The 14,067-nt window shown below is 63.1% G+C and carries 14 protein-coding genes; 6 read left to right on the top strand and 8 right to left on the bottom strand.

Features of this window, described 5'->3' with window-relative positions; genetic code table 11:
* Positions 1 to 26 precede the first annotated feature (26 nt).
* From Q0X23_RS00890 to Q0X23_RS00855, 8 genes are read right to left on the bottom strand one after another with little or no spacing between them, the layout of a single operon-like run.
* Positions 27 to 809, bottom strand: a complete 783-nt coding sequence (locus Q0X23_RS00890; RefSeq protein ID WP_297858543.1) for a chlorite dismutase family protein — start codon at positions 807 to 809, stop codon at positions 27 to 29.
* Positions 806 to 1,855: a uroporphyrinogen decarboxylase gene (gene hemE, locus Q0X23_RS00885; RefSeq protein WP_297858542.1), complete on the bottom strand. Its 1,050-nt coding sequence runs from the start codon at positions 1,853 to 1,855 to the stop codon at positions 806 to 808. Before hemE ends, Q0X23_RS00890 begins: the two co-directional genes overlap by 4 nt.
* Entirely contained in the window at positions 1,852 to 2,577 is a 726-nt protein-coding gene (locus Q0X23_RS00880; protein ID WP_297858541.1) for a response regulator transcription factor, read from the bottom strand. Before Q0X23_RS00880 ends, hemE begins: the two co-directional genes overlap by 4 nt.
* Positions 2,574 to 3,701 (bottom strand): sensor histidine kinase KdpD, encoded by a 1,128-nt coding sequence (locus Q0X23_RS00875; protein ID WP_297858540.1) that lies wholly within the window; start codon positions 3,699 to 3,701, stop codon positions 2,574 to 2,576. The genes Q0X23_RS00880 and Q0X23_RS00875 overlap by 4 nt, the downstream gene beginning before the upstream one ends.
* A gap of 23 nt (positions 3,702 to 3,724) precedes the next feature.
* A complete protein-coding gene (hemB, locus tag Q0X23_RS00870) occupies positions 3,725 to 4,759 on the bottom strand; it encodes a porphobilinogen synthase (protein ID WP_297858539.1) in 1,035 nt (344 codons plus the stop codon).
* Positions 4,747 to 5,427 (bottom strand): uroporphyrinogen-III synthase, encoded by a 681-nt coding sequence (locus tag Q0X23_RS00865; RefSeq protein ID WP_297858538.1) that lies wholly within the window; start codon positions 5,425 to 5,427, stop codon positions 4,747 to 4,749. Before Q0X23_RS00865 ends, hemB begins: the two co-directional genes overlap by 13 nt.
* Positions 5,412 to 6,314 carry a hydroxymethylbilane synthase gene (gene hemC / locus Q0X23_RS00860; protein WP_297858537.1) on the bottom strand — a complete coding sequence of 301 codons (903 nt, stop codon included), beginning with the start codon at positions 6,312 to 6,314 and terminating at the stop codon, positions 5,412 to 5,414. The genes Q0X23_RS00865 and hemC overlap by 16 nt, the downstream gene beginning before the upstream one ends.
* Entirely contained in the window at positions 6,307 to 7,476 is a 1,170-nt protein-coding gene (locus Q0X23_RS00855; RefSeq protein WP_297858536.1) for a glutamyl-tRNA reductase, read from the bottom strand. The genes hemC and Q0X23_RS00855 overlap by 8 nt, the downstream gene beginning before the upstream one ends.
* 221 nt (positions 7,477 to 7,697) lie before the next feature.
* On the opposite strand from Q0X23_RS00855, the gene hemL reads away from it, so the two are divergent.
* The 6 genes from hemL (at position 7,698) to Q0X23_RS00825 (ending at position 14,066) form a co-directional block, all read left to right on the top strand.
* Positions 7,698 to 9,020 (top strand): glutamate-1-semialdehyde 2,1-aminomutase, encoded by a 1,323-nt coding sequence (gene hemL, locus Q0X23_RS00850; RefSeq protein WP_297858535.1) that lies wholly within the window; start codon positions 7,698 to 7,700, stop codon positions 9,018 to 9,020.
* 377 nt (positions 9,021 to 9,397) lie between these two features.
* Positions 9,398 to 10,417, top strand: coding sequence for an ABC transporter substrate-binding protein (locus Q0X23_RS00845; RefSeq protein WP_297858534.1), 1,020 nt, complete (start codon positions 9,398 to 9,400; stop codon positions 10,415 to 10,417).
* A 54-nt stretch (positions 10,418 to 10,471) separates the two neighbouring features.
* Positions 10,472 to 11,275 (top strand): ABC transporter ATP-binding protein, encoded by an 804-nt coding sequence (locus tag Q0X23_RS00840; RefSeq protein WP_297858533.1) that lies wholly within the window; start codon positions 10,472 to 10,474, stop codon positions 11,273 to 11,275.
* Between the two features lie 11 nt (positions 11,276 to 11,286).
* A complete protein-coding gene (locus Q0X23_RS00835) occupies positions 11,287 to 12,048 on the top strand; it encodes an ABC transporter permease (protein WP_297858532.1) in 762 nt (253 codons plus the stop codon).
* Positions 12,049 to 12,242: 194 nt separating this feature from the next.
* Positions 12,243 to 12,740: a 2-oxo-4-hydroxy-4-carboxy-5-ureidoimidazoline decarboxylase gene (gene uraD, locus Q0X23_RS00830; protein WP_297858531.1), complete on the top strand. Its 498-nt coding sequence runs from the start codon at positions 12,243 to 12,245 to the stop codon at positions 12,738 to 12,740.
* Between the two features lie 9 nt (positions 12,741 to 12,749).
* Entirely contained in the window at positions 12,750 to 14,066 is a 1,317-nt protein-coding gene (locus tag Q0X23_RS00825; protein ID WP_297858530.1) for a urate hydroxylase PuuD, read from the top strand.
* Position 14,067: the final 1 nt, after the last annotated feature.

Below are 14,067 nucleotides of genomic sequence, written 5' to 3'. Positions count from 1 at the left end.
TAGATCAAAAAATAGCCATAGCCTTTTCAGGCCAGGTCTTCCAGCACCTCGCGGATGCCTTTCTTGATGCAGGTAAACATGGGGGTGTCGCGCAGGGTGTAGAGGCTGGCCTCGGTAAAGCGCAGGCGCTGCACCAGATCTACAAACTCCTGGGGGTAGTTGGAGTCGAAGGCCACCACAAACTCCTGGTCGTCGATACCGTAAGAGTACGAGGTGTTGAGGGTCACGCCGGTAAAGGGAGCCGAGACGAAAATGTGCTCGTCCATCATGCCCTGGCGGGCCTGCGGCGATAGGTCATACCAGGCTCTGGTTTTGACAAAAGGGTACACAAACAGATACTGCCCTTGCCCGGGCAAAAGGTGCACGCCTTCGCCCTCCGGGTTGAAGCGGTCCACGTAGATGGAGCGCTTTTGCATGGAGAGAAAGGAGTAGGGCTGGCTCAGGTAGCCGGCCAGGGCGGTGCGGTTGAGATCGCGCTGCATAGCCTGGAAATCGGGCACCTGGAAGCTGATGCGCCAGAGCATAAAGTCTACATCGGCCCGGGTACCTACCAGACTGTAAGAGCGCAGGATAAAGCCCTCACCCCGATTGGCCCAGCGCTCGCAAACCTCGGCAAACTCGGCTTTGGCAGCTTCCACGAACTCGGGGCTCTGGCGGCGGAAGGCGGGGTCCAGCTTGTAAAAGGCGTAGTTCATGAACTGCCGCTTGGCCTGGTCGGGGGCCTTGCGGCTGATGAGCCCCGCCGGATCCAGGTCTACCATGCGCCGGGTTTCTTTTTCCTTGTATTCACGGGCTTCTTTCTCGTTCATGCAGGCTCCTCGGTGTGTCGGTTGAACTGTTGAACCACCTCCACCAGATGGGATACGTGTTCCGGGGGCGTGGTTCGGATAACCCCATGGCCCAGGTTGAAGATGTGGGGCCCCCCCCGCCCGGCCCGCAGCACCTTATGGGCTTCCTGGGTAATAACCGCAGGTGGGGCCAGCAAAATAGCGGGGTCGAGGTTACCTTGCAGGGTGTGGGCAGGAAAAAAAGGACGCACCTGGGCCAAGCTCATGCGCCAATCCACGCTGACGGCTTCGCAGGATAGCTGGGCCAGCGCAGGGTAGAGGTGAGCCGCCCCAACGGCCAGGTAGATGCGCGGCACGCTTAGGTCTGCCAGCGCAGATAGAACAGCCTGGTTATAGGGCAGACCAAAGGTGAGGTAGGCCTCGAGGTCGTGCAGGCCTGCCCAGGAGTCGAAAAGCTGGATGGCCTGGGCCCCCGCTTCCACTTGCATGCGCAGATAGCGGATGGAAAGCTCGGTCAGGCGCTCGAGCAAACGGTGGGCCAGGGTGGGTTCCTGGCGTAGAAAGGCCCTGAAGTCCTCGTAATCCTTGGAGCCGCCGCCCTGTACCAGGTAGGTTGCCAGGGTCAAAGGGGCCCCGCCAAAGCCGATGAGGGCTACCGGTTTACCGGTCAGTTCGCGCCGCACCAGGCGGATTGCCTGGGCCACGTAGGGGGCAATCTCCTGGGCTTCTGGGAGCCGGAGGGCTTCTATCTGGGCTTGGGTGCGCAGGGGCTCGGCTACCACCGGCCCGGGGCTAAAGTCAATGTGCACCCCCATGGCCGGTAGCGGGGTCATGATGTCGCTGAAGAGAATGGCCGCGTCCAGCGGGAAGCGGCGCAAAGGTTGCAGGGTGACCTCGGCGGCCAGTTCAGGTGTGCGCACCATCTCCCAAAAGCCAGCCCGGGCCTTAATGGCGCGATACTCGGGTAGGTAGCGCCCGGCCTGACGCATCAGCCAGATGGGGGCCTGGGGGGTATCCTCACCCCAGGCCGCTCGCAGGAACAACGAAGTTTGATTCAGGGAGTTCACGCTTGCTCCTTGGTGGGGTTGGCCTCGGCCCTGGGTTCGGGGGTGGGGGTGAAGCGGTAGCCCACGCCCCAGACGGTATGAAAGTGCACCGGATGGGCCGGGTCGGGCTCGAACAAACGGCGCAGGCGCACCACAAAGTTGTCAATGGTGCGGCTGCTGGGGAAGACTTCCTGGCCCCAAACCCGGTCGAGAATTTCATCGCGGCTCACCACCTGGCCAGCCCGCTCAATCAGCAGGCGCAGAATGGCCATCTCGCGTTCGCCCAGGGCTTCCTTGCGGCCATCCCTCAGGTAAGCCGTCCAGCCCCGAAAATCCACCCGGTGCCCGGCAAAGGCATACTCTGCAACGGGGGCTTCGGCCCGGCGGCGCAGCAGGTTTTTGACCCGCAAAAGAAACTCGGGAAGGTGGAAAGGCTTGGCCAGGTAGTCGTCGCCCCCTACCTGCAGACCCTCCACCCGCTCTTCGGGAGCCCCTTTGGCCGAGAGGAAGAGCACCGGGGTGGTGTGGCCGAGGGCCCGCATTTGCCGGCAGATCCGAAGGCCATCGAGGCCAGGTAGCATCACGTCGAGCACCACCAGATCGGGGTTCCAGTCCGGCCAGCGCCGGAGGGCCGTGTGGCCATCGGGGGCAATTTCCACCGCATAACCCTCCCCCTCGAGGTTGTCGGCCAGGGCAGCGGCCAAGGCGGGTTCGTCCTCCACCAGCAGCACCCTGGGCTTCATGCGGGCCTCCTCTCGGGGACGGGGCTGTGGGCTTCGGCCAGGGGAAAGCTAAGCCCAAAGCGGCTGCCCTGGGGCAAAGCCTCGGCCCAGACCCGGCCGCCCATCAGCTCGGTGATGTTTTTGACCAGGTAAAGCCCTAATCCCAGACCACGGGTGCGCCGGGTCTGTTCGTCGCCCACGCGATAAAAGGGCTCAAAAATTTGTTGTAGATCGCCCTTCGAAAGCCCCACCCCGCGGTCTTCGACCTCGAGCACGGCTTGCTCGCCCTCGCGGCGCAGGCGCACCCAGACCAGCTTTTGTGGCTGCGGACTGTACTTCACGGCATTGTCCAGCAGGTTGGATAGCACCAGGCTAAAGGCCTCGGGATCCAGGTTTACCGGAAGGGGTAACGGAGCAAGCTCCAGGTGCAGGGTAGCACCCCGGGCCATCAGGGTACTTTGCTGGCGGGCCAGGCACCGACCTGCAACCTGGTTCAGGTCGTGCCGCTCGGGCTTTATCTGGCCCAAACCCTGTACCAGCCTCGAGGTCGCCAATAGGCGCTCCGAGAGGTCTTCGAGGCGGTCAATCTCGTGGGTCATGTGGGTCAGATAGCTGAGCTGTTTTTCGCGCGAAAGCTCGCGCATTTGCAGGGTCTGGGCCAGCAGGCGAAGGGTGCTGATGGGGGTGCGGAATTCGTGTGAGGCGGCCATCAGGAAGTTTTGCTGGCGGCGTTTGAACTCTTGCTCCCTGCGCAGGCTGCGGCCAATGATGTAGAGCCCTAGGAGCATGACGGCCAGGAAAAACGGCCCCTCGTAGGAGAACATGCGCAAGTAGCGCATCTGCTCGCTGCGGTAAGCCTGAAGCCGCTCGGGGTTGACATAAACCCGCTCCCCCTCGACCTCGAGGTGGGGAAATACCTGTCTGAGCTCCTGCTTGAGGGCTTCGCGCTTTTCGGAAGCGGTGGCGGCCCAAAGCTGCTGCACCAGGGCCGCTTCCTGGAGCCAGGCGGTTTCGGCGTATTCGATGTTTTGCTGGATGTAGTTGCGCTGAAAGATAAGCCACCAGGCCACCTGGGCCAGCAAAAAGCCCACCACCAGCCCAAAGGCCAGCCAGACCCAGCCGCCGGGCCAACGCCTTTTATTCAACCGTAGTGCCAAACCCTCCTCCTTTAGATCCAGCCCTGGGCCAGGGCCTCCTGGGCATGGTAGCTGATAATCAGGTCGGCTCCAGCCCGCCTGATGGCCAGAAGGGTCTCGCGCACCGCCCGGGCCTCGTCCAGCGCACCTGCACGGGCCGCCGCTTTGAGCATGGCATACTCGCCGCTCACGTTGTAGGCCACCAGCGGCAACTGGGTTTGAGGCCGCAGGCGGGCCAGGATGTCCAGATAGGCCAGGGCAGGTTTTACCATGAGCATATCGGCCCCTTCGGCCTCATCGAGGGCGGCTTCCCGCAGGGCCTCGCGGGCATTGCGGGGGTCCATCTGATAACTGGCTCGGTCGCCAAAGCTAGGCGCGCTCTTGGCCGCTTCGCGGAACGGGCCATAAAAGGCACTGGCATACTTGACGGCGTAGGAAAGGATGCCCACCTCGGTAAAGCCGGCCTGGTCGAGGGTGCGGCGCAGATAACCCACCCGTCCATCCATCATATCCGAGGGGGCCACAAAATCGGTCCCTGCCTCGGCGTGGGTAAGGGCCATGGCCGCTAGCTGGGGCAGCGAGCGGTCGTTGTCGATCACGAGGCCCCTGGGGGTTTCCTTGAGCAGCCCACAGTGGCCGTGGGAAGTGTGGGCGCACAGGCAGACGTCGGTATAAACCACCACCTCGTTACCAAAGGCCCGGCGGACTTCCCGGATGGCCCGGGGCACCGGGCCCAGGGGGTCGGCGCTGCTTCGTCCCAGGGGGTCTTTAGCTTCTTCCGCAAGGACACCAAACAAAAGCAAGGAGCGCACCCCGAGCTTCAAAGCGTCTTCGGCTGCGTTCAAAAACGCTTCGACGCCATAGCGGTACACCCCCGGTAGGGCAGCAATAGGCTCTTGCCCCTGCCCGGGCATCAGGAAAAACGGGGCAATGAAGTGGTCGGGACGCAGGTAGGTCTCGGCCACACTTTCGCGCAGCGCAGCGCCGGAGCGCAGCCGTCGGGGGCGCAGGGCAAGCTCCAGGGGAGCCTCGAGGGCCAAGGATTCAGGGTTTTTCAGCTTGGGCATGTTTCACCTCGAATATGCTCGATGGTTTGCAAAATAGCCTCCACGTGGGGCCTGGGCACGCGTGTGTAGGCAAAGCCCCGCTCGCTTAGGGCCGCAGCCGTGGTCGGGCCCAGGGCCAGCAGATGGGCGTTGAGGCCCACTTCTTCAGGCAATGCCTCGACCCCCGACGGGCTGGTCAGGAGCACCAGATCGGGGGCCGCAAGACCGGCAGGCCAGGGCCGGGTTTGGGTCTGGTAAACCACCACGCTGCGCACCTCATACCCGGCATTGCGCAGACGCCGGGCCAGCACCGGTCGGGCCCGGTTGCCCTGAGGCAGACCTACAAAACCAAAAGGCTTCAGGGCCAGAAAGGCTTCGGCCAGGCTTTCGGCAGTCTCTTCGGGCGCGACCACCTCGACCCTGCCTCCAGCGTCCCCCAGGGCCTGCCGGGTGGCCTCACCCACCGCCCCCAGTCTGCGGCCCTTCAGGCTTCCCCCCAGCGCAAGCACCGCCTGCACCGCCGCCACACTGGTAAAAAGCCACCAGCGGCACTCGCTAAGGGGCGACAGTGAGGCTTGCAGGGTTTGGGTCTGCACCAGAGGTATTCGCAGCACCTCGAGGCCCATCGCCTCCAGGCGTTCTTGCAGGCCCACCAAGCGGCCTTCGGACTGGGTCAGGGCGATTCGCATACCACCTCCGGGTTCTCTGTGCGAATTTGCCGAAAAACCATTTCCGCTACCGCCTCGGGCGTGGTGGAGAGGGCCCGGTAAAGCTGCCCCCCATACCAGGCGGTAAGCGCCAAACCCCCCTGGGTTTCCTGGGCCCAGGCCCCCAGCGCTAGCTGACAGCCGCCGGCCAGCTTTTGCATGAGCCCTCGCTCAGCCGACACCGTGCGGCGGGCCTGGGGATCGTCCAGGGATTGCAACAGGGCTTTGAGGCGAAGGTCGTCCAAGCGGCACTCCAGCGCCAGGGCTCCCTGGGCCGGGGCCGGCACCACCAGGGTGGGCGGCAATACCTTTGCGTACAGTCCGCTCAGATCCAGGCCCAGCCGCTTGAGGCCAGCGTGGGCCAGCAGGATGGCCTCGTACTCGCCCCGCTTTAGCTTCTCGACCCGGGTCGGCACATTGCCGCGCAACTCCCGGATGCTCAGGTCGGGCCTTAGCCCCTGAATCTGCGCCTGGCGGCGCACGGCACTGGTACCTACCAGGGCCCCTGCGCGGAGGGGAAGCTTATTGGCCTGCTCGTCCAGGGCTTCCGGGCGGACGAGCAGAACCTCGAGGGGATCTTCGCGCGGGGGTATGGCGGCCACTTCCAGCCCTTCCGGACGGGCGCTCGGCAGGTCTTTGTAAGAGTGTACCGCCAGATCGGCCTCGCCGCGCAACACCGCGTCCTGTATGGCTTTGGTGAAGAAACCTTGTCCTTGCATCTGGGCAAAAGGCAGATCCACGCGGTCGCCCTGGGTTTCCACCACCACCAGCTCCACCCGGGCGCCCTGGCGCTCGAGCTGCTCTTTTACCCAACCCGCCTGCCACAAGGCCAGGCGGCTGCCCCGGGTGGCAATGCGCACGCTAACCATGCCCCACCTCCCAAAGGCCCGCCTCCTGCAAAAAATGTTCTGCCGCCTCAGGGCCGTGCTTGCGGGCCAGCCCGCGCAGACCCTTGACTGGGAAGTGCGCGAAACGGTGGGCCAACTGCTCGATGAGTTCGGGCGCTACCTGCGCCCCCACCCACTCGGCAAGGGTACGGCGGTAGGCCTCGCGCATCTGGGTAATGGCGGGGGCTATGGTGCGCTCGAGCCAGTCCGCCACTGCTTGCTCCAGCTCCTCGGCCACAATCATCTCGGCCCGGGCCAGGTCGGCCCGCAGGCGGGTACGACGCTCCTCACCCAGCCGTTCTAAAAGGTTGAGGTCAAAGAGCACCACACCTCTGGCAGCCTCCGGGACGATGTTTCGGGGCATACCGAGGTCCACCGCCGCCTTGAGCCTGGGCTGCCCCTGAAAAAAACCGGCATCCAAAAGCCCCGCCACCGGCGTAGCCGCCACCAGGGCATCCAGGAGGGGGGGGTGCGCCTGAAAATCGCGCAACGACATAAACCGAGCGCCCAGCGCCTCGGCCAGCAGGCGGGCCTTTTCGGGGGTTCGGTTGACCAGCCAGAGCTCAATGCCCGGCAGGCTGGCCAGGCTGCGGGCTGCCAGGCTGCCCATCTCGCCGGTGCCCACCACCGCTACTTTAGCCGGACGGGGCAGAAGGGCTTCCAGGGCGGGCCGGGCCAGGCTAAACAGCGAGGTCTGGGCCGGGGCCAGGGCGATCTCGCGCCGTACCCGCTTGGCAGTTTTGAGCGCGCTCTGAAAAGCAAAGCGGGTTAGCGGGCCCACCGTACCGGCTTGCTGGGCAGTTTCAAAGGCCTGCCGTACCTGTCGCATAATCTGGTCTTCACCTGGGTTCACTGAGTCGAGCGAGGCAGCTACCCGGGCCAGGTGTTCCAGGGCCGCCTCCCCCAGGTAGGCGTAGCCCCGCGGAAGCTCCGGTGGTATCAGGGCCTGTCGCGCGAACTCGAGGCTCACCCCCTCCTTCAGGGCCAGCACCACCTCGCAGCGGTTGCAGGTGAGCACAAGCACCCACTCTTCGGCCAGTTCAAAGACCCCTGGAGCCTGGCTCTGCCACCAGTGGCTCCACTGGGTCAGCGCCTCGACGCCCCCCCGTCGCTGGGAAACCCCTATCAGGGCAAGCCGCTGCATACGAGACTGATTATCAGTAGCAAATCCCTTAGAAAAGTGTCACAAAACTGTCACCCGTTGGTTTTAATCGCTTGTTGGGAAGGAATCACGCCGGAAATCCGGGGGCGCATACCACCGCTGAAAACCCGCAGCCTGGGCACCCCACGAAGCCCCTCAGCGCACCGCCATTACAACCTAGGGGAAGGATTGCCCATCGGGCCCGGGGGTGCTAAGGTCTGGGCATGAGTCATTTGATCCGGCGCTCAGAGGAACTTTTCAGCCAGGCCCAGCAAGTGATTCCCGGCGGGGTAAACTCTCCCGTGCGGGCCTTCAAAGCAGTGGGTGGAACCCCCCGCTTTATCGCGCGGGCCCAGGGGGCCTACCTCTGGGACGCCGATGGCAACCAGCTTCTCGACTACCTGGGCTCCTGGGGGCCCATGATCCTGGGGCACAGCCACCCTGCGGTGGTCGCGGCCATAGCGCAGGCCCTCCTGGAGGGACTCAGCTACGGGGCCCCCACCGAACGCGAGGTGCGGCTGGCCGAGCAGGTGCGCGAGGCCTACCCCATGGCCGACCTGGTGCGCTTTGTCAGCAGCGGCACCGAGGCCACCATGAGCGCCTTGCGGCTGGCCCGCGGCTACACCGGGCGCGAGCTGATTATGAAGTTTCGCGGCAACTACCACGGCCACGCCGATAGCCTGCTGGTGCAGGCTGGCTCGGGGCTGCTCACCGGTGCTGGGGGCACCGCCAGGAGCGCCCCCTCGAGCGCTGGGGTACCCCAGGCTTTCGCCGAACTCACCCTGGTGGCCGACTACAACGATCCTGAGGGCTTAGAAAGCCTCTTTCAACAGTACGGTGCGCAGGTTGCCGCGGTCATCTTCGAGCCTGTGGTAGGCAACGCAGGGGTTCTGGTGCCTACGCGGGCCTTTCTGGAAGCCCTGCACCGCCTCACCCGGCAGTACGGGGCCTTGCTTATTGCCGACGAGGTGATGACCGGCTTCCGCCTGGCCAAGGGGGGCGCGGTGGAGCTTCTGGGCTTGCAGCCCGACCTCATCTGCTGGGGCAAGATTATCGGGGGTGGGCTGCCGGTGGGGGCCTATGGGGGCCGGGCCGAGATTATGCAGCAAGTAGCGCCCTTGGGCCCGGTCTATCAGGCCGGCACCCTGAGCGGGAACCCGCTGGCCATGGCCGCGGGGCTGGCTACCCTGAAGACCCTCTTCCAAAACCCGCCTTACACCCAGCTCGAGGCCTACGGAGCGGCTCTGGAGCAAGGCTTGCAGGCCCTTTTTGCTGAAGCCGGGGTGCCGGTGGCCATCAACCGGGTGGGTTCCATGATTACCCTCTTCTTCCGCGAAGGGCCGGTGCAAACCTACGCCGAGGCCGTGGTCTCCGACACCGAGCGTTTCAAAGTTTTCTTCCATGGCCTTCTGGAGCGGGGTGTTTACTGGCCTCCCAGCCAGTTCGAGGCGGCCTTCTTCTCGGTAGCCCACGGAGAAGCTGAGCTCAGCAAAACCCTAGAAGCCGTCTCGGATACGCTCCAGACGATGAAGTCTCGGGTGGGCTGAGTGGGCTGCTGAACAGGAATTGGCCACACGCTACAGCCTCTTTCAATAAGGCACACATTGCGATTTTGGGCAATAAACGTGCTTAAAAACGTACTGAAAAGCAAGCTACCCGTGCACGCGCTTCTGGGCTGGCTGGTGTGGGTTTCACAGTTGGTTGATTTGGCGCCGATTCCGCAGGCTATTGTCAACCAAATTCGCACGATGAACAAAAAATTTTGACATTATGCAGAATTTAATCTAACGCCACGCTGAACACGGGCTATTTCTGACCAAAGCGTCGGGTAAGACAAGACTTATTTCCCTCATCGGCGTTGACACCCTATAGAGGGCTTCCCTATACTCGGCCCAGGTGTTGCCCAACACCGGGGAGGTTTGTTATGTGGACTCGAGGTCTGCTTTTCGCTCTTTTGTTTCTGACCGGCCTGGGCCTGGCCCAGCCCCGCACCAACGTGCGCTTCACCCTCGACTTTGCCTTTCAGGGCCCTACCGCACCCTTCTTGCTGGCCCAGGACAAGGGCTACTACACCGCCGAGGGCCTGAATGTGAACATTGACCGGGGTTTTGGTTCATCCGACGCCATCAGCAAGATAGCCGCCAACAACTACGACATGGGCTTTGCCGACTTCAACTCCCTCATCGAATTCAACACCCGCAACCCCGCCAACCAACTCCTGGCGGTCTTCATGGTCTACAACACCACCCCTGCCGCGGTGTTTTCTCTCAAAAGCAAGGGTATTGCCCGACCCTCCGACCTGGTAGGCAAAACCCTGGCCGCCCCCGCGGGCGATGCGGGCCGAAGGCTCTTCCCGGTATTTGCCGAGGCGGTGGGCATAGACCCGGCCCGGGTCAACTTCATCAATGTGGATGTACCGCTGCGCGAGCCCACCCTGGCCCGCGGCCAGGCCGACGGCATCACCGGCTTTTACTTCACCTCCTTCCTGAATTTGCGGAACGTGGGGGTTAAGCCTGAGGACATGGTCATCTTCAAATACGGCGACTACACGCAGAACCTCTACGGCAACGCAGTGGTGGTGAGGCGCGACTTTGCCCAGGCCAACCCCCAGGCAGTTGCGGCCTTCCTGCGGGCGCTGGTTAAGGGTTTTAAAGACGTCATTGCCAACCCTGATGAGGGGGTAGCCGCGGTCAAGCGCCGCGATGGGCTTATCAACGAGACCCTCGAGCGCGAACGGCTGCTCTTGGCCCTAAACACCCACGTCCTGACCGCCGACAGCCGGGCTTTTGGACTGGGCTCGGTGCGCCGCGAGCGGGTGGAGCGCAACATCCAGGCGGTGGCCAAAGCCTTCGAGCTGCCAACCACGCTCAAGGTCGAACAGGTCTGGAGCGACCGCTTCCTGCCGCCCATCGCCGAACGAAGGGTGACCGGGCCGGCCCGCTAAGGGAATTTTGACCGCCAAGGCCAACCGGGCTAAACTTTAGCCCAGGGAAAAACCATGTCTTTTATTGAGCTCAGCAACGTCAGCCTGCGCTACGACAACGGCTACCTGGCGGTGGAGGGGGTCAACCTTTCCATTGCCCAGGGCGAGTTTGTGGCCCTGGTGGGGCCTTCGGGCTGTGGGAAGTCTACGCTCTTGCGGGTAATTTCGGGGCTTCGGCCCCCCAGCAACGGCGCCGCCACGGTACAGGGCCGGGTGGTGAAGGGGCCCATTTCCGGCATCGGGATGGCCTTCCAGAACCCCACCCTGATGCCCTGGCGCACCATATTGCAAAACATCCTGCTGCCCCTCGAGGTCTCCCCGCAGCACAAGCAACGCTACCGCCAGAACCCCAGGCCCTACATCGAAGCCGCCCGCGAGTTGATGGCCTCGGTGGGGCTCGCGGGCTTCGAGGATGCGCACGTATGGGAACTGTCCGGTGGCATGCAGCAGCGGGCCAGCCTGTGCCGGGCCCTGATCCACCAACCCGAAATCCTGATGCTCGACGAGCCCTTTTCGGCGCTGGATGCCTTTACCCGCGAGGAGCTCTGGCAGGCCATGCAGGTGCTTTACATGAACCGCAAACCCACCGTGATTCTAGTGACCCACGACCTGCGTGAGGCGGTCTACCTGTCCGATACCATCTACACCATGAGCACCCGACCGGGCCGCATTGCCTACAGCCGCCGGATTGAGTTTCCCCGTCCGCGGGGACTCGAGCTTACCTACGAAGATGCCTTCGCCCACATCGTCAAGGAGCTGCGCGAGCAGATAGGCGGGATGCGCACCCAGATTAGCGGTCTGAAGGGTGTGGGAGCCTGAGGGAGGAGCGCTTGAGCAAAACTAAAGATACCTTGATAGCAGTAGGGGCCGTAGTGGGGCTTTTTGTATTGTGGGAGTTGGCAGTGCGGCTCTTCAAAATTCCGCCTTTTGTGCTACCGGCCCCATCGCAGGCCATCCAGTCGCTCCAGCCGGTCTGGGGGGTGGTGATGGGCCACGCCTGGCAGACCCTCTGGACGACTTTGGCTGGGTTTGGGCTGGCGGTGGTCACCGGGGTGCTGCTGGGGGCCGCAGTGGGCACCTCCAAGCCCATGAACCTGGCGCTATACCCCATCCTGGTGGGTTTTAACAGCGTGCCCAAGGCCGCTTTGGTACCGGTGCTGGTGTTGTGGTTTGGCATCGGGACGGTGCCGGCCATCCTGACCGCTTTCCTGATCTCGTTTTTCCCCATCGTGGTAAACGTCGCTACCGGTCTGGCGGCGGTGCCGCCGGAGCTAAGGGAGGTGCTCAGGGTGCTGGGCTCGAGCCGCCTCGAGGCTTTCACCCGGGTCTCCATCCCCTTCTCCTTGCCCTACTTTTTCGCCTCGCTCAAGGTGGCCATCACGCTGGCTTTTGTGGGGGCGGTCATCTCGGAGATTGCCGCCTCGCAAAAGGGCATCGGATACATGATGACCTCGGCCAGCTCGCAGTTCAATGTGCCGCTGGTGTTTGGTGGGTTGCTGGTCATTGCCGTGATGGGCATTGCCCTTTACGGGGTGTTCGCTTTTCTAGAACGCAGGCTGGTGGGCTGGGCCTACCGCAGCCAGCATGCGTGATGGGAGCCAAGTGCCTAAGGCTGAAGGCCGAAAGCTTGCATCATGGCTAGCCCATAGCCCAAGAGCCTCGGGCCCTATCGCGTTTCCCATCATCACGCCTCACACGGCGAGTCGTAATGTTCCGGCTCAGCAAACCCGCTGTACCGAGTATGCGTGGGAACCGCACCAAACCTTTGGCCCTCGAAAGACGTACCATGACCCTAGCTGAAATCAACCAGCTTTCCCGAGAAGCCTTTGTGGAGGCGGTGGGGTGGGTGTTTGAGCACTCGCCCTGGATTGCCGAGCAGGCCTGGGAAGCCCGCCCCTGGGATAGCCTAAAGGCCCTACACCGTGCGATGGTGCGCCGTGTGCAGGAAGCCCCCCAGGAGGCCCAGCTCGCCCTTATCCGGGCCCACCCCGACCTTGGCAGCCGCGCCCGTATGGCCCCGGCCTCGGTCTCGGAGCAAAAAGGGGCCGGTCTCGATGCCCTCTCGCCCGAGGAGTTCCGGCGCATTCAGGCCCTAAACCAGGCCTATACTGCCCGGTTCGGCTTTCCCTTCATCCTGGCGGTACGGGGCAAAACCAAAGCAGATGTCCTCAGAGCCATGGAACAGAGGCTACAAAACCATCCCGAGCTCGAGTTCCAGACCGCCCTGGAAGAGATCTACAAAATCGCCTACTTTCGCCTTGCCGACCTGCTCGATAAAGCCTAAACTCTCGCTATGAACATCCTAGACCAAGACCGCCTGCGCCTGGTCAAGTGGCCCTGGATTCTGGCCATCCTGGCCCTGTTGGCGCTGGGCCTTTACCTCACCCTGGCCAATGGCTGGCAGGCCCACGCGCGAGAATGGCTCAACCTGGCGGTGCGCTGGCTTCACATCATTTACGGCATCGCCTGGATCGGGGCCAGCTTTTACTTCATCTTTTTGGAGAACGCCTTGGAGCGCCAGGGGGTGCGGGCCGAACTGTCCGGCAACATATGGACCATTCACGGCGGGGGTATCTACTACCTGGAAAAGTACAAAACCGCCCCCGCCCAGCTACCCCGCTACCTGCACTGGTTCAAATGGGACGCCTACCTGACCTGGGTTACAGGGTTCTTGCTCCTGATCATCGTCTACTATGCCGACCCCAGGGCCATTTTGCTGCCCCCAGGCAGCACCCTGCCGGGTTGGGCGGCTATAGCCATTGCGATAGGAAGCCTGGTCGCAGCCTGGTTGGTGTATGTGGGGCTTTCCAGCACCCAGCTCCTGTACCGACCGGCGCTTTTTTTACTGGTCGGAGGCGTGCTGGTGACCGGGGCTGCTTATCTCCTGGGGCAGGTTTTCAGCGGGCGCGGAACCTTTATGCACATCGGGGCCATGCTGGGCACCATCATGGCGGCCAACGTCTTTTTTGTGATCATCCCTTCGCAAAAGAAGCTGGTGCGAGCGGCGCAACAAGGCCAGGCCCTCGACCCCCAGTTTGTAGCCTGGGTGCAGTTTCGCTCGCGCCACAATAACTACCTCACCCTCCCGGTGCTCTTTACCATGATTGCCCACCACTTCCCCATGACCTACAACCATGGGGCCCACTGGCTCATCCTGATAGCGTTGTTTGTGGCGGGGGTGGCGGTACGGCACTTCATCAACGTGACCGAAAAAGAACACCACCAAACTGTGGTGGAGGGTGGGGCGATGCCCTATTTGTTGGTACTGGCGGTGGCTTTGCTGCTGGGTGCGTTTTACCTGACCGCCCCGCAGAAAAGCACTGTGCTTCAGGAAACCGCACCGGTGGCCTTTGCCGAGGTGCAAAGCATTATCCAGAACCACTGCCAGATGTGCCACGCGGCCCGCCCCACCCAGCCCGGCTTTGCTTCGGCACCGGGAGGCGTGATGCTGGACACGCCGGAGCAGATTGTGGGGTATGCGCAGAAAATCAAGCAGGTCTCGGTGGACACCGAGTACATGCCCTTGCTGGTGCCGGGGGTTCCGCCTATGACAACCGAGCAACGGGCCAAACTGGGGGCCTGGGTGGCCCAGGGAGCCAAGGGCCCTTAGG

Source organism: Meiothermus sp., assembly GCF_026004115.1.
Classification (GTDB): Bacteria; Deinococcota; Deinococci; order Deinococcales; family Thermaceae; genus Meiothermus.
The sequence above is the reverse complement of the archived record's forward strand: the minus strand, read 5'-3'. Positions and strand labels throughout refer to the sequence as shown.